This is a genomic window from Micromonospora hortensis (assembly GCF_022230935.1).
GTDB classification, from domain to species: domain Bacteria; phylum Actinomycetota; class Actinomycetes; order Mycobacteriales; family Micromonosporaceae; genus Micromonospora; species Micromonospora hortensis.
In genome coordinates, this window is record NZ_JAKKFE010000054.1 from 111541 (window position 1) to 129481 (window position 17941).

The following is a 17941-nucleotide window of genomic DNA, read 5'->3' on the forward strand; positions in this document are numbered from 1 at the left end:
GATCAGCAGCGGGGGCGGTCGAGTGGAGCGGCAGCACCCGCGAGCGCCTCGACTGTCGCCGTCGGCGCGACCGACTCCGTCGGCGTCGGTGCGGGCGCGACGGTGGGGCTCGGCGGGGCCGAGGGCGAGTTGCTGGGCGTGGGGGAGGCGCTGGCGAGGGTGGCAGTGCTGCGTTGCACCTGCTTGGTGACCATGCGGATGCCGGTGGCGGTCGCCTGGCGTCCGTACACGTCGGTGACCCTGATGCTGTACGGCCCGGGGCCGATCCCGCCCTCGATGGTCCAGTGGTTGTCGCTCTGCCGGGCGGCCTTGCGGAAGCCGCCGCCCGGTCCCTTCGCCTCGACCGAGCGGAGCGGGTTGCCGTGATTGCCGACCTGCGCCGCGAACCAGTACTTCGAGGCGCCGCCCTTCATCCGGAAGGTGATCCCTCCGTCGAGCGGCGGGTTCACCACCGCCCGGTACGTCACGCGTGCGATGCCCTGCGACCGGTCCGCGATCCTGGTGAACGCCTCGGTGGACAGGTCGATCTTGCTGGGTCCGCAGCCGCCGCACTGGTCCATCACCATGACCCGGACCTTGCCCTTCGGGCCGCTCACCTCCAGGTAGCTGCCGCAGGCCGCCGATCCGGAGTACTGGGATGCGCCGAGGGCCACGTAGAGGCGGTCCGCCGGCGGACCCGGGAAGGAACAGTTGCCACCCGAGCGGCCCGCGTCGTAGAAGCTGGCGGTTCCCTTGTGGATGGCGTTGCCCGACGGCGGCGCGGCACAGGCCGGGGTGGCGCCACCACGGACCGCGAGAGTGATGCCCAGGACGGCGGCCAGGGCGGTGACCCCGGCACCGGCCAACCAGTGTCTGACCCGCCGACTCGACCGAGGCGTGCCGTCGTCGGCCGCCGGGATGTCGTTGTCGGGAGCCGTGCCTGGTGCCGTCACGGCGCCTGATGTTGCCGCACCGTGCTGTGGCAGCGCAAAGCCGTCCCACCGATCGTCACTCGCCGGATCGGCGGGGGCGCAGTCCGTTGAGGGCGGTGGCGACGACGAGATCGGCGTACTCGGCGGTGAGCGGCCCGCTGCGGTGCAACCAGCGGTTGAGCACCGGCCCCCAGATCATGTCCACCGCCACGCCGAGGTCGACGTCGTCGGCGATCTGACCGGCCTGCTGGGCGCTGCGCAGGCGCTGCCGTTTCGCCTCCTTCAACGGCCCGTCCAACCGTTCGGCGTACGCCGCGGCCAGCTCGGGGTCGAGTGCGATCTCGGTGGCCAGCGCGCGCATCGGTTGCTCGTACCGGGGGTCGTTCATCTCCTCGACCGTCGCGCGCAGCACCACTGTCAGGTCCGCCGCCAGGTCGCCGGTGTCCGGCAGCGCCGGCGGCCCACCCTCGGTGGCCTCGCTGAGCATGAGGAAGGCGTCGAAGATGACAGCGCCCTTCGACGGCCACCAGCGGTAGATGGTCTGTTTGCCGACGCCGGCCCGCGCGGCGATGCCCTCGATGCTGAGCTTCGCGTACCCCGTTTCCTGGAGCAGGTCGAAGGCCGCGGTGAGGATGGCGCGTCGGGAGGTCTCTCTCCGCCGGGCCGTGTTGGGCGTCATGGACGGAACGATACCAGCGGACGAGACGAACCGTCTCGTCTTGACGGCGGCGACGTCACGGGCCTAGTCTCGGTCCATCGCGAGACGGACCGTCTCGTCTTGAAACGCTGGGAGAACACATGCGTACCTGGTTCATCACCGGTGCCAGCCGCGGCCTGGGCCGCGCCTTCGCCGACGCCGCACTCGACCGGGGTGACCGGGTGGTCGCCGCCGCCCGGACCATCGCCCAGGCCGACTTCGACGAAAAGTACGCCGACCGGCTACTGACCCTGACCCTCGACGTGACCGACCGCGCGGCGGTCATCGCCGCCGTGAACACCGCCGTCGCGCACTTCGGCCGGCTCGACATCGTCGTCAACAACGCCGGAACCCTGTCCATGGGCATGATCGAAGAGTTCACCGAGGCCGAGGCGCGCGCCCAGTTCGAGGTCAACCTCTTCGGCGCGCTCTGGGTCAGTCAGGCAGTGCTGCCGCACCTGCGCGCCCAACGGTCCGGCCACATCGTGCAGGTCTCCAGCATCGCCGCGCTCGGCGGCTTCCCGAGCACCGGCCTCTACAGCGCGAGCAAGTTCGCCCTGGAGGGCATGAGCGAGGCGCTGGCGATGGAGGCGGCGGCCTTCGGCATCAAGCTCAGCATCGTGCAGCCGGGCGGATACTGGACCGACCTCTACACCAGCGTGCGCGCCACCACCCCGATGGACGCCTACGCGCCACTGCGTGCCGAGCTGGAGCGCCAGTGGGCGGAAGGCTCGATCGACAGCGAACCGCGGCTCGCCGCCGAGGCGCTCCTGCAACTGGTCGACAGCGACGAGCCGCCGCTGCGGCTCCTGCTCGGCAGCATGGTGTACGACCTGGCGTTCGACATCGCCCGCCGACGGATGGACACCTGGGCGAGCTGGGAGCAGGTCAGTCGCGCCGCCGAACACGCCGTCGCGGCCCCCGGAGCTGACGGATGAGAGGGCTGCTCGTATCGCCACGAGCAACCGGTACGGCGTTCTAGGCTCCGAGATATGGCGGCGGCGTGCCCATCGTTGGCACATAAGTCCGGGCAGAGCCTTTCACCCATGATTTCTCCTCGCGAGGCGCACACCTAGACGGAGAGGAAACACGCATGGCTGTCAAAACCAAGACTCGTCCCGGCACCACGGAGATTCGGCCGTTCTCGGTCGACATTCCTCAGGCCGACCTTGATGACCTCAAGAGGCGCATCAAGGCCACCCGCTGGCCGGACAAGGAAACGGTGGACGACCAGTCGCAGGGCGTGCCACTCGCGACCATTCAGGCCGTCGCCCGCTATTGGGAGAAGGAGTACGACTGGCGCAAGGTCGAGGCACGAATGAACTCTGTGCCGCAGTTCATGACCACCATCGACGGCGTCGACATCCACTTCATCCACGTGCGTTCGAAGCACGAGGACGCGCTGCCGCTGATCGTCACCCACGGGTGGCCCGGGTCGATCATCGAGCAGATGAAGATCATCGAGCCGTTGACCGACCCCACCGCACACGGCGGCAGCGCGTCGGACGCCTTCCACCTGGTGATCCCGTCGCTGCCCGGCCACGGCTTCTCCGGCAAACCGACCGAGTCGGGGTGGAACCCGCAGAAGATCGCGACCGCCTGGACGGAGCTGATGAAGCGGCTCGGCTACAACCGGTTCGTCGCGCAGGGCGGAGACTGGGGTGCGGTCATCGTCGACCAGATGGGCATCCAGGCGCCTCCGGAACTGCTCGGCATCCACACCAACATGCCCGGTGCCATCCCACCGGAGATCGACCTGCTGTTCCAGGGCGACACCACCGGCGCGAACAACGCCATGGGCTCGCTGCCATCCGGGCTCTCGGACGACGAAATGCGTGCCGCCGAGGAAGCCAACTACGTCTGGAAGCACGTCGCCTACGCCCTCATGATGGCGACACGTCCGCAGACGCTGACCGGGCTGGCGGATTCTCCGGTCGGTCTGGCGTCCTTCCTGCTCGACCACGACGCGAAGAGTCTGGCCCTGATCGCGCAGGTGTTCGACGGGGCCAAGGCGGGCCTCACCCGCGACGACATCCTGGACAACATCTCGCTCTACTGGTTGACGAACACCGCGGTCTCCGCGTCCCGTCTGTACGCGGAGAACAAGCTGTCGTTCTTCGCCGCCAAGGGCGTCAACGTCCCGGTCGCCGTGAGCGTCTTCCCCGACGAGCTGTACGAGGCGCCGCGGAGCTGGGCCGAGCAGGCGTACTCCAACCTCATCTACTACAACAAGCTCGACGTGGGCGGGCACTTCGCGGCCTGGGAACAGCCGAAGATCTTCTCCGAGGAGCTTCGCACCGCCTTCCGGTCACTGCGCTAGATGGCCGTGCACGTGCCCCCGCTCAACGGGGCGGCCGAGTGGCTCAACGCCGAGCCACTCGGCCCCGCCGACCTGGGTGGGCGCGTCGTCCTGGTCAACTTCTGGACGCTGACCTGCATCAACTGGCTGCGCCAGGAGCCGTACGTGCGTGCCTGGTCGCAGGCCTACCGCGATGACGGGCTGGTCGTCATCGGTGTGCACACCCCGGAGTTCGCGTTCGAGCACGACGTCGACTGGGTGCGGCGGGCGGTGGCGGCCCGATCGATCGACTACCCGGTGGCGGTCGACAACGACTACGCGATCTGGAGTGCGTTCGACAACCACTACTGGCCGGCGCTCTACTTCGTCGACACCGACGGCGTCATCCGCGACGAGCACTTCGGCGAGGGACGCTACGAGCAGTCCGAGCGGGTGCTCCAGCAACTGCTCGGCATCGAGCGGGAACCCGTACCCGTCAAGGGGCTCGGCCCGGAGGCGGAGGCCGACTGGGCCAACCTGCGCACGCCCGAGACGTACCTCGGTTTCGGTCGCGGCGAACACTTCGCGTCGCCCAACGACCCCGCGCTCGACGAACGCCGCGCCTACCAGGTGCCGCAGAGCCTCGGCCTCAACCAGTGGGCGTTGGCGGGGGAGTGGACGATCAGGTCGGAGAACGTCGTGCTGGACCGGGCCGGTGGCGGCATCGCCTTCCGGTTCCACGCCCGCGACGCGCATCTCGTGCTGGCCCCCGGGGCGGGAGCGTCGATCCCGTTCCGCGTGCTGCTCGACGGTGACGCCCCCGGCCCGGCACACGGCGTCGACATCGACGAGGCCGGCAACGGCGTCCTCCAGGACGGCCGGCTCTACCAGCTCGTCCGCCAGGACGGCGCGGTCCGGGAGCGGACCCTGGAGATCACGTTCGGCCAGCCCGGCGTCGAGGCGTACGCCTTCACCTTCGGCTGACGCGCAGATCGACAGTGCGCACAGTGCCGGAGACCGGTGAGAAGCTGCGTACCTGAGCGCCGGGACGCAGACGGCTGTCGGTCGCGTACCGGTCGGCGAGCGCCTTCTCCGCGGCCTCGTCGCCGTCGTCGGCTTCGAGCAGCAGGGCGGCGATCTCGTCGGCGAGCGTGAGGTCGGCGTTGGCGAGGTCGTCGGTCATCGCGCCGAAGCTGTCCCACAGCAGCAACTCGTCCTTCTGCCGATGGGCCAGCTCGTGCAGGACGTAGGTGTAGATGAACCAGGCGCCGTGGACGGGCACGTCGGGGGCCACGCCGTAGACGTTCGGATCGATCGTCCCGGCCCGGTACGCCGACCACACCCGCGCTGCCGAGTCGAAGAGCCCCGCCGTCGGGTCGATGTCGTAGCCGTCGAACCGCCGGTCGTCGGCCGGGTCGAGCTCCGGGTCGGCCCAGACCCAGCGTTCGCCGTTCCAGTACTCCAGCAGCACGTGATCGTGGTGCCAGCCGGGGGTGAAGTAGGAGGCGAAGCCGACCCGGCTGCGGCTGGGAATGCCGTGCTGGCGGAGGATCGCGACCGATAGCAGTGTGTGGTCTCGGCAGCAGCCGGCCACCCGGTCCACGGCCGGGCGCGCAACGCTTAGCGGCAGGGGAAAGCGGGACTGGTCGGTGTCGAGGATGCGGTCCACCCAGCGGCGGTTCACCTCGTCCAGCCGGTCGACGGGCAGCTCGACGCCGCCGGCCCGGTAGTGGACGATCACGTTGCGGGCGGTCGCCGCCACTGTGGGGACGTCGGACGCCACGGCGTCGAGGAGCCCGCCGTGCCGACCGGGGTCGCTGTAGGGGGAGTGTCCACGGTAGAAATCGAGGTCCATGGGGGCAGTCTCCGGTCCGCCACCGTGTCAGGGTCAAGGCGCCTTTTCGGATAGTGTCGACTGCTGTGATGACGCCCGAGATCACCATCGCCACCCCGGCGGACCGCGATGCGGTGGTTGGTACCCTGGTCGCCGCGTTCGTCAAGGATCCGATCCTGCGGTGCCTCTTCCCCGACGAGGAGACCTATCCGCGGTACGCCGCCACCTTCTTCGGGCACCTCTTCGACAAGCGGGTGCACCAGTCGTCGATCTGGACGCTCGGCGGGGGTGCGTCGGTCGCCATCTGGGAGCCACCGGCGGGGTCGCCGACCGGGTCACCGGCGGGCGGGCTCGCCGCTCACTACCCCGCTGACGTGCTGGCCCGCGTCCAGGGCTACGACGACGCCGTGCACGCCGCCCTGCCGACGTTCCCGTTCTGGTACCTCGGCGTCCTGGGAACCCACCCCGACAGCGCCGGACGCGGTTGGGGCCGTGCCGTCATGCGGGCCGGCCTGGCCCGTGCCGCCGCCGAGGGCCTGCCGGCGATCCTGGAGACCAGCAACCCGGGCAACGTCGAGCTGTACCGCCGGGCCGGCTGGGAGGTGGCGGGCTTCCTGCCGGAGCCCGTGCCCACCTGGATCATGCAGCAGCCGCCGCGCTGAACACGCTGATCGCGCGCCTCCTACGATCGGCGGCGTGCACACCACCCCCTCCAGCCCCATCGACGTGCCACAGATCTTTCCGGCGGTTGCGCCGTTGGCGCGGACGACCGTCCGGTTGCATCCCCGTCCGGGTTCGCCGACAGCGGAGCAGAGTTCGGTAGGCGGCCCGCTACTGTGGCCGGCCGACGAAGCCTGGCCGATGTGCGACGGGCCGGAGCCGGGCGACCACTACCTCGACACTCCGGGTGAGCCGGCGGCACCGCTGGTGCCGGTGGTCCAGTTGCTGGCCGAGGACGTGCCCGAAGTGCCGTTCCCGGCCGGCACGGACGTCCTACAGGTGTTGTGGTGCCCATTCGACCACGACCCGTGGACGTCACCTCGCCCGTCACTGCGGTGGCGTCGCCGCGCCGATATCGGCGCCCGGCTTCATGACATGCCCGTACCGGATGTGGAGTCAGATCCAGCGCACGTCCCCAACCCGTGCGTGCTCGACCCGGAGCGGGTCACCGAGTACCCGGGCTGGGACCTCCCGCGTGCCGTGTGGCCGCAGATCGAGGACACGATGAAGCGGGTGGCGCAGGAGACCGGTTGGGAGTACGAAGGCGATCTGGCGGTCGCCTCGGGGATCAAGGTCGGCGGTTACCCCGGCTGGACCCAGTCTCCGGAATGGCCGGTCTGCGGGTGCGGATCGCTCATGGACCATCTGCTGACGGTCGCCAGCTGGGAGTTCAGCCGCGGTGACGAAAAGCGGTGGATTCCGGTAGAGGATCGTCCGGCGATGGCCGGTTGGGAGACGGCCACCACCGACGATCATCCGTGGTCGACGATCCAGAACCCCACCGGGCTCATGCTGGGCGACGTCGGCGGGATCTACCTCTTCGTCTGCACCGCCTGCCCCACCAGGCCGTTCGAGTACCGCTTCGACTGTTCCTGACGAACCCGGGTGGTCACTGGCAGGCTCACATCCTCGGCCCACGGCCCAATCTTGGACACTTTCCGTTAACTGATAACGGAAACTGTCCAAGATCTACGCGCGACCGCCGTCGACGTGAGGTCATCAGGCGGCGAAGATTCGCGCGTAGATCTCGTCGATGACGTCGTTCTTCGCGAGGCTGTAGTCGCGGGGCCGGTGCGCGGTGTCCCGTGCGAGGCGGCGCTTGGTCGCGGCGTACCGCTCCCGGTCGTGCGGATGCGCGCGCAGCCAGTCGCGGAAGAGCCGGTGCCGGATCGGCTCCGGCGCACCCTGCGGCCAGACGTGCAGGTTGACGTCCTCGGCGGGGCTGAGAAGCATCCGGTGTCCGTGCCACCAGGGTTCCCGGAGGACGAGCCGGTACCCGAGCCGTTCCAGGGCGGGGAGATAGGCGTCCTCCTGGGCGGTGTCCTCGATGACGACGGACTCCCACGTCCGCGGCGGCTCGCCCACCAGGCCGGCGTCGACCTGGTCGGGGGTGCCGTGGAAGCGCTGCACGACGTCCTGCGGATACTCGGCCACGTCAACCTCCTTGGGAAGCAAAGTCCGCCAGGCTACGACACGGGCTATCGGTGCCGCCGTACCCGACCGATGCGGGCATCGGATGTCGGGTGGGCGACCGACCCCGCGACCTAACGTCGGTGCTCGAAAGGGAAGGAGGCCCGGGTGCTGGATCGGCTCAACGAGGCCATGGCGTACATCGAGCGTCACCTCGACCAGAAGATCGAGGTGGCCGAGCTGGCGCGGATCGCGCTGACGTCGGAGTACCACTTCCGGCGGCTGTTCTCCGCACTGGCCGGAATGCCGCTGTCGGAGTACATCCGGCGGCGTCGGCTCACCGTCGCCGGTGCGGACGTGCTGGCGGGGGAGCGGACGTTGCTCGACGTCGCCGTGCACTACGGCTACGGCTCGGCGGAGGCGTTCGCCAGGGCGTTCCACGCCGTGCACGGCGTGGGGCCCGGAGAAGCCCGGCGTACGGGCGCGGCGCTGCGCGCCCAGCCCCGGATGTCCTTCCGACTCACAGTCGAAGGGAGTGGCAGCATGGAGTACCGGATCGTCGACAAGGACGCATTCGCACTGGTGGGGCGCAAGGCCCGGGTCCCGTTGGTGCACGAGGGGATGAACCCGGCGATCGTCGCGTTCATCCGGAGCATCGACAAGGAGACGACCGAACGGATCGAGGCGCTCTCCGATCAGGAGCCGAAGGGGATCGTCAACGTCAGCGACAACCTCGACGACAGCCGCCAGGAGGGCACCGAGCTGGACTACTGGCACGGGGTGGTGACCGCAGCCGAGCCGCCGGAGGACCTGGACGCGCTGCCGGTGCAGGCCGGGTCGTGGGCGGTGTTCACCACCTCCGGCGCGTTTCCGCAGGCGGTGCAGTACCTGTGGCGTGACGTGTTCACCCAGTGGTTTCCGTCCAACCCGTACCGCAGCCGACCTGGACCGGAGATCAGCCGGGTCCGCGTGTCGGCGGACGGCACCCAGGCGGACGCCGAGCTGTGGATTCCCGTCGAACGGGTACCCACCCCTATGTAGAGTTCCGATACAGTGGTCACATGCGGATGACCATTCCGGTCGCAAAGGTGCTCGCGGCGCTGCTCGCCGAGCCCGACGAGCAGCGCTACGGGCTCGACCTGATGCGATTGACCGGCCTGCCCAGCGGCACCCTCTACCCGGTGCTGCACCGGTTGCAGGGGGCCGGCTGGCTGGCCGCCGACTGGGAGGCGATCGATCCCGTAGCGGCCGGGCGGCCGGCCCGCCGCTACTACCGACTGACCGCCGTCGGGGTGACGCAGGCCCGGCAGGCGCTCGCCGACCTGCGGGCCGCGATCCCCGACGGTGGCCGTCGCCCGTGGGGCGGCACCGAGCCCACCGGAGCGCCGGCGTGGTGACCCGCAGTGCCGCCGAGCTGCTGCTGGAGTTGGCCGCCCGCCGTTGGCCGGCCGGCGTTCGCGACGACCTGCGCCGCGAGTGGGCCGCCGAGCTGCACGTCCTCGCCGAAAGCGGTCACCGGACGAGGATGCTGGGCTTCGCGGTGAGCCTGGCCGTCAGTCGCACCGGCGCCCCGATCGTCGACCGCCGCCTGATGCGCGGTCGGATCGGCCGCACCGTCGCCGCTCTACTGCTGTCCCCGATCGCCTGCGTCGGGATCGTGGCCCTCGGTGTGTTGGCGCTGTTCTTCGTCGACTCGTTGCTGGTGCGGGCGAGTTGGGTGGAGCGGGCGCAGAGGCCGATCTGGGCGGCGTTCACCATCGTGCTGGCGATCGTGCTGGCGGTGTTCGCCGCCCGCTGGGCCCGGCACAACGCACTTGACGGCCCACTTCGTATCGCGCTCGGCGTGGTGCTCCCGGTCGGTGCGGCCGTCATCCTGTTCGTGTACGTCGTCAACTTCAGGTACGTCGTCAACGCCGAGGGCCTGGCCGACGCCGTACCCGGTCTGCTGCTCTGGTCGGCCGGCCTGACGCTCACGCTCTGGGCCGCGGCGAGCCTCGCCGCCCGGGGTCGCGTCCGCGCCGCCTGGTGGGTGGGCGTCCTCGGCGCACTCGTCGCCGCGGACCTCGCGGTGATCCTCGTCATCGTCGACGCGTACCCCGCCGGCTTCGGCGCTGGGCCGACGATCGAGGCACGGGAGCGCGTCGACCCGATCTCCGCGCCGCTGTGGCTCTTCGCCTGCTGGACGGACTGGAACTTCGGCCTGCCCCGGCCGATCGAGTGGGAGATCTTCCTGATCACCAACCGGGTGTTGATAGAGCCCATGCTCTACCTGGCCTGCACGCCGTACGCGCTCGCGTACACCATCCGGGCGGCCCGGTCCTCGCCCGACGCGCCGGTCGCTCTGGCCCAGACGCGCAGCGCCACGGGCTGGGCATACACGGCGAGCGGAAAGCCCCACCTGGGCACCCGAGCGGCGAACGGGTGAGGAAAACGGAAGCGACCATCGGAGCGCCGGCATGGTGACCCGCCGGATCGCCGAGCTGTTGCTGAAGTTGGCCGCGCGCCGGTGGCCGACCGACGTCCGCGACGACCTGCGCCGCGAGTGGGCCGCCGAGCTGCACGTCCTCGCCGAGAGCGGTCGCTGGACGACGATGGTCGGCTTCGCCATGAGCCTGGCCGTCAGCCGGGCCGGCGCCCCGCTCGTCGACCGCAGCATGATGCATCGGCGGGCCCGCCGTACCGCCGCCGCCCTGCTACTGGCCCCGCTCGCCTGCGCCGCGATCGTGGTCGTCAGCGCGCTGGCCATGAGTCAGGTCCACAACGTGCTGTCGATGAGGGTGAGCTGGTCGACAGCGGCGCAGTTGCCGCTCTGGTCGACGCTGACAGTCGGCTTCGCGGTGCTGTTGGCGAGGTACACGTCACGGTCGGCCCGGCACTCCGCACTTCGGGGCCCGCTGCGCATCGCGCTCGGCGTGGTGCTCCCCGTCGGTGTGGCCGCACTCGGGCTCATGTCCGTCGTCAACGGCAGTGTCTTCGGCAGGTTCGTACCCGGTCTGCTCCTCTGGTTGGCTGGCCTGACGCTGGCCCTGTGGGCTGCGGCGAACCTCGCCGCCCGGGGTCGGGTCGGCGTCGCCTGGTTGGTCGGCCTCGTCGGCGCGCTCGTCGCGGCCGACCTGGCAGTGATTCTCTTCGTGCTCCAGACCATTCCGGGGCCCGGCACCGTCCCGGCCGACGCGATGACACCGGACAGCGTCGACCGGATCTCCGCGCCGCTGTGGCTCCTGGTCTGCTGGACCGACTGGAACTTCGGCCTGCCCCGCCCCACGTCGTGGGAGATCTTCCTGATCACCGACCAGTTGTTGCTGGAGCCGATGTTCTACCTGGCCTGCACGCCGTACGCGCTCGCGTACACCATCCGGGCGGCCCGGTCGGCGCCCGCCGAGACGGTCGCGCTCGCGCCGACCCCGGTGTGAACCTCAGTCGGGTACGTCGTCCCACGTCGTACCCGGCTCCAGGTAACCGGCCAGCTGGTTCTCGCGCAGCGCGTACGCGATGACCAGCAGGGCGTGCTTGTCCAGCTCGGGCAGCCGGTCCAGCGGGAACCACCGCACGGCCAACGACTCGTCGTCGTTGACGCGGGCGGTGCCGGCCACCAACCGGCACAGGAACCCCAGGTTCAAGTATTCGCAGCGGTCGCCATTCGGGTACGTGTGCGGGTGCGACACGGCGCTGGACATCCGCACCGGCGCCACCTCCAGGCCCGTCTCCTCGCGCACCTCACGGACGAGCGCGGTGGCCGGCTGCTCGCCCGGCTCGACGAAACCGCTGACCACCGACCAGCGCCCATCGTCGGCACGCTGGCCGAGCAGCAGCTCACCGGCGTCGTTGCGGACCACCGCGCTGACGCTCGGCAGCCAGAGCAGGTCATGGCCGACGTGCTTGCGCAGCCCCACGATGTAGTCCGGTGTCGCCATTCGGCGATCATAGGCCGCTGCCGCTCTGCCCAACGCCGCCCGCGGGTGCGCGTCCGGCGTCAGCCCGACCAGCTGACGGTACGGCGGAAGCGGTCGTACTCCTTGCCGAGTTCGGCGTCGATCCGTTCCATCCGGGCTTCGGTGAGCACCACCGAGGGATCCTGCCATCCGCGCCCGGCGAGCATCTGGCGACGCAGTCCGGTCGGTGGGTGAGCGGCGAACAGCGACGCCTCGTCGCGGACCGACAGCTGCCGCAGCAGCGGCAACCGGTCCGTCCTGGCCGCACGGGACTCGGCCAGCGCCGAGCGCCACCGGTCCGGGCCATGCCCCGCCCGGCTCTCCCGACGCACCGCCAGCGCCAACGACTCGGTGGCGAGCAGGGTGTCGAGGAAATCGGTAGCGGCGGTCGTGCCGGCCACCCGGGCGGCCAGTTCGTCGGCGAGGTACTCAGCGCGCTGGCTGTCCCGCAGTGCCACAGTCACCAACAGCAGGTACGCGACGAACAGCACCCGCGACACCACCCACTGGAACGCGCGGCCCACCGCGTCGCCCAGCATCTCCACCAGCCCCGCCCCGACGCTGGTCCGCACCGGCCGGAACAGGTCGGCGGCCGAGCCGAGCATGGTGAACGCGGGCTGGGTGAACAGGCCCCGGCGCGGGTCACCGTTGACGAAGTGACCGAGTTCGTGGCCGAGCAGCGCCACCCGGCCACCGGCGGGAAGCGAACCCCACAGCGGAAGTCCGAGACCGAGCACCTTCCGCCGCCGCAACCCGACAGTGCCCGCGTACGCGTTGATGGTGTCGTCCACGCCCACCACGTCCGGCGCAGGCGCCCCGACCGCAGCGGCCACCTCGTCGATCAGGCCGAACAACTCCGGCGCCTGGTCGCGGGTGAGCACCTCCAGTTCCGGGTCGAGGCGACCGAACCGGGGCCGCAACGCGATCGCCAGACCGACCATCGCCACACCCGGCACGATCGCCAGGTTGGGAAACGGGAACGCCACGATCAGCCAACCACCGACGACCGCGAGCGCGAGCACCGCGGCGATCAGGAGCAACGAGGCTGCTGCGGTGAGCGTCCGGGCGGCGTCGGATCCGTTGGTGCCCAACGGTCGCCCAACCAGTTCGGTGAACTGCCGCCTGGTCGCCCGGAACGCCATTCGGTAGGTCCACCGGTCGACCCAACTCCACCCGAACTCACGTTGGCGACGTGCCTGGTCATAGGCGTCCAGATTCCATTCACAGCTGGGACACCAGGGCACCGCGTCGCGTACCGATGCCGTCGTCGCCGCACACCCCGGGCACGCCCCCGCGCCGGTCACCGTATTGATCACGAGCGCAGATCATGCCTCAGCCCTGGATCGCACCGGAACTGACTGTTCGTCCGACCCTATTTCCGCGTTCCGCCCCGACGAACGCAATGCATATCTACTGTGGAGATCGTCGGCGACTTGTGCGATCCGGTGGCGGCCGGCCGGTTCGCGGTGCACAGTGATTCCCATGAGCGACAGCGGACGTGGTGGGCAGTTCTACTGGTGCACCCGGCATCACCGGGTCGAGACGGACACCAACGTGTGTCCGGCGAAGCACGTTCTCGGCCCGTACGACTCGGCGGCCGACGCGGAGAACGCCCTGCAACGAGTGCAGGAGCGGAACGAGGCGTGGGATGCCGAGGACGCTCGTTGGGCCGGGGACGACAGATAGGCGGCGCGGGACGGCTCGCGCCGAGGTATTTCGTGCTCCGCGAGGACGCACGCGAGAGCACGTCCCCCGAGGAGGGAACCACGATGGCCGAAGCACAGCAGGCCACCAAGCGCCCGGCCGCCCGACGCACCACCGCGAAGAAGACCGCCGCGGCGGAGCGGAACACGGCGGCGAGCCGGACCACCCCCGTGCGCAAGTCCACCGCGGCTGCCGCGAAGGCACCGGCCCGCAAGGCCGCCGGCGGGGCGGGCCGCGCACCGGCCAGGAAGACCACCACGGCGGCCACGAAGGCCCCCGCGAAGAAGGCCACGACCAGGACCACCGCCGCGGCCAAGAAGGCCCCCGCGAAGGCCTCGACCACCACCCGCAAGACGACCACCGCCGCCAAGCGGGCCCCGGCGTCCACCGCGCGCAAGACCACCACCGCCGCGCGCAAGACCACCACCGCCGCGAAGAAGACCACCGGCACGGCGAAGAAGACGGTGAGCGCGGCGAAGAAGACCACCGCCAGCGCGGCGAGAAAGACCACCACCGCCGCCAAGGCCCCGGCGAAGAAGACCACCACCGCAGCCAAGGCCCCGGCGCGCAAGACCACCACCGCCGCGAAGGCCTCGGCGCGCAAGACCACCAGCGCGGCGAAGGCCCCGGCGCGGAAGGTGGCGACCAAGGCGTCCGCCGCCAAGAAGACAGCGACGAAGAAGACGGCCGCTGCGAAGAAGACCGCGTCGACCCGCCCCAGCGGTGGCGCGCGCAAGGCTCCGGCCAAGAAGGCCCCGGCCGCGAAGGCGACGGGTACCTCGTCGACCACCGCCCGCAAGGCGGCGGCGAAGAAGGCCCCGGCGAAGAAGACCGTCGCGGCCAAGGCGCCGGCCCGCAAGGTGACAGCCCGCAAGTCTCCGGCCAGCCCGGTCGCCGCCCGAGCCACCGCACCCAGGGGGGCCCGCAGCGCCGCCCGCAAGGCGACCGGCTGAGCGCGGAGCATCCCCTCACCGGTCGGATTTCCGGCCGGTCACCGGAAGCGGATCACCCGTGGCGCTGTCAGGATTGACCCGTGGTCATCCGACGCGTACTCGCGCCCCGCATCGACTTCGGCGCGTTGCGCCGCGAGCTCGGCCTGCCCGAGGAGTTTCCGGCCGACGCCCAGCGTGAAGCCGACGAGGCGGCTGCGGCACCGCCGCAGCCGCCCGTCGACCGCACGGACATACCGTTCGTCACTCTCGACCCGGCCACCTCGCGGGATCTGGACCAGGCGATGCACCTCAGCCGCCGCCCCGACGGGGGCTACCGGGTGCGGTACGCGATCGCCGACGTCGCCGCGCACGTCAGACCGGGTGGGGCGTTGGAGGCGGAGACCTGGCGGCGGGGGCAGACCATCTACCTGCCCGACGGCAACGTGCCGCTGCACCCGCACACCCTCAGCGAGGGTGCGGCGAGTCTGCTGCCCGACGACGACCGGGCAGCTGTGGTCTGGACCATCGACCTGGACGCCGACGGCGGCACCGTGGCCGTCGAGCTGGAACGCGCCCTGGTCCGCAGCCGCGCCAAACTCGACTACAGCGGAGTGCAGGCGGCAGCCGAGGCCGGACGGCTACCCGACCCGATCGCGCTGCTGCCGGAGATCGGCGACCGACTGACCGCGCGAGGGCTGAGCCGGGGCGCCATCAACCTGCCGCTGCCCGAGCAGGACCTGGAGCCCGACGGTGAGGGCTGGCGGCTGGTGCTGCGCGCGCCGGTGCCGATGGAAGAACACAACGCGCAGATCTCCCTGTTGACCGGGATGGCTGCCGCCGACATCATGCTGGCCGGCCGGGTGGGTCTGCTACGGACGATGCCGGCGCCCAAGCCGGAGGCGGTGCAGCGGCTCAGGGCCGCCGCCGCGCCGCTGGGCGTGCACTGGCCGGACGACGTGGGCCCGGGACAGGTCATCGCCGGTCTGGACGCCGCCCAGCCACGCGCCGCCGCGTTCATCGACCAGGCGGCCGAGCTGATGCGCGGTGCCGCGTACACATCCTTCGACGGGGAGCTGCCGGAGCAGCCGGAACATGGTGGCGTGGCGGCCGCGTACGCCCACGTGACGGCGCCGTTGCGGCGGCTGGCCGACCGGTACGCCACCGAGGTCTGCCTGGCCCTGCACGCCGGCCAGGCGGTGCCCGACTGGGCCCGCGCCGCGCTGCCCCGGCTGCCCGAGGTGATGGCGAGCACCGACCGGGTCGCCTCGGCGGCCGCTCGTGGTGCCGTCGAGTTGGCCGAGGCGGCGGTGCTGGAGCACCGGGTGGGCGAGACCTTCGACGCGGCCGTCCTCGACGTCGACGCCCCGCCCAACGGCAAGTCCCGGCCCCGACCGCCCGGTGGCACCGTCGCGCTGGACGCCCCGCCGGTACGCGCCCGCTGCCTCGGCCAACTGCCGCTCGGCGAACGGGTCCGGGTCCGTCTGGTCACCGCCGACCCGGCGGCCCGTACCGTCCTGTTCGAGCTGGCCTGACCGGGCCGCCGTCGCTGGCCCAATCCTCGCCTGGGGGTGCGGTCGCTCGCGGTAGCGGGGATTCTCACAGCGCTCGGCGCTGCTGCCGGACGAGCGGTTTGCGAGGATGAGGCCATGGCATACGACGCGAGCACGCTGCCCGACGTGTCCGGGCTGACTGTCGGCATCATCGGCGGCACCGGCGACCAGGGGCGGGGCCTCGCCTACCGCTTCGCGCGGGCCGGCCAGACAGTGCTGATCGGGTCCCGGTCGGCTGAGCGGGCCGCCGAGTCCGCGGCGGAGATCGCCGCCCTGCCCGGGGTGCCGGCCGGCGGCAGCGTCACCGGTGCGGCAAACGACGAGGTGGCCCGACGCAGCGACGTGGTGATCATCGCGGTGCCGTGGGACGGGCACGCCGCCACCGTCGCCGCCCTCGCCGAGCCGCTCGCCGGCCGGATCGTCGTCGACTGCGTCAACCCGCTCGGCTTCGACAAGCAGGGCCCGTACGCGCTGACCGTCGCCGAGGGCAGCGCCGTGCAGCAGGCCGCCGCGCTGCTGCCCGACTCCCGGGTCTGCGCCGCGTTCAACCACGTCAGCGCTCCGCTGCTGGCCGACCCCGAGGTCGACCGGATCGACCTGGACGTGCTGATCTGCACCGAGGACCGCGAGCTGGTCGACATCGTCGGCGCGCTGGCCGCCCGGATCCCGGGCATGCGGGGCATCTACGCCGGCCGGTTGCGCAACGCCCACCAGATCGAGGCGTTCACCGCCAACCTGATCGCCATCAACAAGCGCTACAAGGCGCACGCCGGCCTCCGCGTCACCGACCTCTAGACAGACGTGCCCACGCTCAGGAGCCGGCTAATCCGCCGGCCGACACATACCGTCGGGCCATGAGCACCGACGACGGTGTGCGGGTCTGGCTTCGCCGGCAAGGAGCTGAGCGGATCGCGCACCCCGGGGGCAACCTGTACGCCCACCTGTGTCGAGTCAGCGAACGACTCGCGCTGCTTGGCTGCGGCAGTGACGTGCAGGCCGCGGGCCTGACCCATGCCGTCTATGGCACCGACGGGTTCGACCTCGCCCTACTTGATCGGGCCGATCGTGCGGTGCTCCGGGATCTCGTTGGTGCCGACGCCGAGGAGCTTGTCTATCTCTACGGCGCCTGCGACCGTGGCCGCAGCTGGCGGGAGCTGGCACAGACCGGCCAGGTCTTCGACCGCTTCGTAGGTCAGGTGAGAACGCCGGATGCGGCTCACCTCCGGTCACTCATGGACCTGAGCATCGTCAACGAACTGGATGTCATCGAGCACGATTCCGCGGTGGCGGACCGGTACGGCGCCTACTTCCGGAACCTGTTCGCCTCTTGGGCGTCACTGGCCTCCGAGCAGGTCATCCGCGATGCGCAGCGGGTCTTGCGGCCGTGACACCCGAACCCTCGGCAGGGCCACGTTCGTCGGCACGCACCCCCGGTCGCGTACACGTGCGCGCCGTCTACCCCGGCAGCTTTGATCCCTTCACCCCTGGGCACCTGAATATGGTGAAGCGGGCACATGCCCTCTTCGATGAAGTGGTGGTGCTCGTCGCGGTCAACAGCCTTAAGCATCCGGACAGCGACGAGGAGGAGCGCGCGGCCGCCGTCCGGGCCATTCTGCCGGTCGGCTGGACCTCCGTCACCGTCGTGGCCTGGAGCGGGTTGACCTCCACCTACTGCCGACGCCATGACGTGGGAGTGATCGTCCGCGGCGTGCGTAACACCACCGACCTTCAGGCCGAGTACCAGCTCGCCGCGATGAACCAGTCGCTGGGCGTCCCCACGGTATTCCTGCCTGCGCAGGCCGACCTGGCCGCGGTGTCATCGACTGCGGTGCGCGCGCTGAGGACGTGACCTTCGTCCACCCGGCCGCAGACCGTCGGACAGGGGAGAACCCTCACCGGCCACAGTGCGGTCGTCGGTTGCCGAGTCCGGTCTCCATCGCCGTAGGGGCAGGACGGTGGTCGGTGACTGCGGC

General features: G+C 70.7%; 21 protein-coding genes. 15 read left to right on the top strand and 6 right to left on the bottom strand.

What is annotated here, in order from left to right:
• Positions 1-2 precede the first annotated feature (2 nt).
• Positions 3-932, bottom strand: coding sequence for an expansin EXLX1 family cellulose-binding protein (locus NIE111_RS27905; protein ID WP_238687265.1), 930 nt, complete (start codon positions 930-932; stop codon positions 3-5).
• A 55-nt stretch (positions 933-987) separates the two neighbouring features.
• The gene (locus NIE111_RS27910; RefSeq protein WP_238687266.1) at positions 988-1590 is read right to left on the bottom strand and encodes a TetR/AcrR family transcriptional regulator; all 603 of its coding nucleotides are present in this window, start codon (positions 1588-1590) and stop codon (positions 988-990) included.
• Positions 1591-1709: 119 nt separating this feature from the next.
• Here NIE111_RS27910 and NIE111_RS27915 point away from each other — a divergent pair, with 119 nt between their 5' ends.
• The 3 genes from NIE111_RS27915 to NIE111_RS27925 all read left to right on the top strand — a co-directional run bounded on the left by NIE111_RS27915 (position 1710) and on the right by NIE111_RS27925 (position 4870).
• Positions 1710-2546, top strand: a complete 837-nt coding sequence (locus NIE111_RS27915; protein ID WP_238687267.1) for an SDR family oxidoreductase — start codon at positions 1710-1712, stop codon at positions 2544-2546.
• A gap of 155 nt (positions 2547-2701) precedes the next feature.
• Positions 2702-3928: an epoxide hydrolase family protein gene (locus NIE111_RS27920; RefSeq protein WP_238687268.1), complete on the top strand. Its 1227-nt coding sequence runs from the start codon at positions 2702-2704 to the stop codon at positions 3926-3928.
• Complete coding sequence (locus tag NIE111_RS27925) at positions 3929-4870, top strand: redoxin family protein (RefSeq protein ID WP_238687269.1); 942 nt, start codon at positions 3929-3931, stop codon at positions 4868-4870. It abuts the gene before it with no gap.
• On the opposite strand, the gene NIE111_RS27930 is transcribed toward NIE111_RS27925, so the two are convergent.
• Positions 4857-5741: a transglutaminase domain-containing protein gene (locus NIE111_RS27930; RefSeq protein ID WP_238687270.1), complete on the bottom strand. Its 885-nt coding sequence runs from the start codon at positions 5739-5741 to the stop codon at positions 4857-4859. The two genes, NIE111_RS27925 and NIE111_RS27930, sit on opposite strands and share 14 nt — an antisense overlap.
• 68 nt (positions 5742-5809) lie before the next feature.
• On the opposite strand from NIE111_RS27930, the gene NIE111_RS27935 reads away from it, so the two are divergent.
• The gene (locus NIE111_RS27935; protein ID WP_238687271.1) at positions 5810-6382 is read left to right on the top strand and encodes a GNAT family N-acetyltransferase; all 573 of its coding nucleotides are present in this window, start codon (positions 5810-5812) and stop codon (positions 6380-6382) included.
• 34 nt (positions 6383-6416) lie between these two features.
• Positions 6417-7316, top strand: a complete 900-nt coding sequence (locus NIE111_RS27940; RefSeq protein WP_238687272.1) for a YwqG family protein — start codon at positions 6417-6419, stop codon at positions 7314-7316.
• Between the two features lie 123 nt (positions 7317-7439).
• On the opposite strand, the gene NIE111_RS27945 is transcribed toward NIE111_RS27940, so the two are convergent.
• On the bottom strand, positions 7440-7874 hold the full coding sequence (locus tag NIE111_RS27945; protein WP_238687273.1) for a GrpB family protein: 435 nt from the start codon (positions 7872-7874) through the stop codon (positions 7440-7442).
• A 144-nt stretch (positions 7875-8018) separates the two neighbouring features.
• On the opposite strand from NIE111_RS27945, the gene NIE111_RS27950 reads away from it, so the two are divergent.
• The 4 genes from NIE111_RS27950 to NIE111_RS27965 are packed head-to-tail and all read left to right on the top strand — an operon-like array spanning position 8019 to position 11263.
• Complete coding sequence (locus NIE111_RS27950) at positions 8019-8891, top strand: AraC family transcriptional regulator (protein WP_238687274.1); 873 nt, start codon at positions 8019-8021, stop codon at positions 8889-8891.
• A 20-nt stretch (positions 8892-8911) separates the two neighbouring features.
• Positions 8912-9247: a PadR family transcriptional regulator gene (locus tag NIE111_RS27955; protein ID WP_238687275.1), complete on the top strand. Its 336-nt coding sequence runs from the start codon at positions 8912-8914 to the stop codon at positions 9245-9247.
• Positions 9241-10275, top strand: a complete 1035-nt coding sequence (locus tag NIE111_RS27960) for a hypothetical protein (protein WP_238687276.1) — start codon at positions 9241-9243, stop codon at positions 10273-10275. The genes NIE111_RS27955 and NIE111_RS27960 overlap by 7 nt, the downstream gene beginning before the upstream one ends.
• Before the next feature lie 31 nt (positions 10276-10306).
• Positions 10307-11263, top strand: a complete 957-nt coding sequence (locus NIE111_RS27965; protein WP_238687277.1) for a hypothetical protein — start codon at positions 10307-10309, stop codon at positions 11261-11263.
• A 3-nt stretch (positions 11264-11266) separates the two neighbouring features.
• Here the strand turns inward: NIE111_RS27965 and NIE111_RS27970 are convergent, their stop codons facing one another.
• Together NIE111_RS27970 and NIE111_RS27975 are read right to left on the bottom strand one after the other, a co-directional pair.
• Positions 11267-11764 carry an NUDIX hydrolase gene (locus NIE111_RS27970; RefSeq protein ID WP_238687278.1) on the bottom strand — a complete coding sequence of 166 codons (498 nt, stop codon included), beginning with the start codon at positions 11762-11764 and terminating at the stop codon, positions 11267-11269.
• Positions 11765-11823: 59 nt separating this feature from the next.
• Positions 11824-12924: a M48 family metallopeptidase gene (locus NIE111_RS27975; protein WP_238687279.1), complete on the bottom strand. Its 1101-nt coding sequence runs from the start codon at positions 12922-12924 to the stop codon at positions 11824-11826.
• Between the two features lie 340 nt (positions 12925-13264).
• Here NIE111_RS27975 and NIE111_RS27980 point away from each other — a divergent pair, with 340 nt between their 5' ends.
• From NIE111_RS27980 to coaD, 6 genes are all read left to right on the top strand, one after another.
• A complete protein-coding gene (locus NIE111_RS27980; protein WP_238687280.1) occupies positions 13265-13468 on the top strand; it encodes a hypothetical protein in 204 nt (67 codons plus the stop codon).
• Positions 13469-13551: 83 nt separating this feature from the next.
• Positions 13552-14439: a histone gene (locus NIE111_RS27985; RefSeq protein WP_238687281.1), complete on the top strand. Its 888-nt coding sequence runs from the start codon at positions 13552-13554 to the stop codon at positions 14437-14439.
• An 80-nt stretch (positions 14440-14519) separates the two neighbouring features.
• On the top strand, positions 14520-15950 hold the full coding sequence (locus NIE111_RS27990; RefSeq protein ID WP_238687282.1) for an RNB domain-containing ribonuclease: 1431 nt from the start codon (positions 14520-14522) through the stop codon (positions 15948-15950).
• A 114-nt stretch (positions 15951-16064) separates the two neighbouring features.
• Positions 16065-16763 carry an NADPH-dependent F420 reductase gene (gene npdG, locus NIE111_RS27995; RefSeq protein ID WP_238687283.1) on the top strand — a complete coding sequence of 233 codons (699 nt, stop codon included), beginning with the start codon at positions 16065-16067 and terminating at the stop codon, positions 16761-16763.
• 59 nt (positions 16764-16822) lie between these two features.
• Entirely contained in the window at positions 16823-17356 is a 534-nt protein-coding gene (locus NIE111_RS28000; protein ID WP_238687284.1) for a DUF6817 domain-containing protein, read from the top strand.
• Positions 17357-17412: 56 nt separating this feature from the next.
• Positions 17413-17817, top strand: coding sequence for a pantetheine-phosphate adenylyltransferase (coaD, locus tag NIE111_RS28005; protein WP_238687285.1), 405 nt, complete (start codon positions 17413-17415; stop codon positions 17815-17817).
• Positions 17818-17941: the final 124 nt, after the last annotated feature.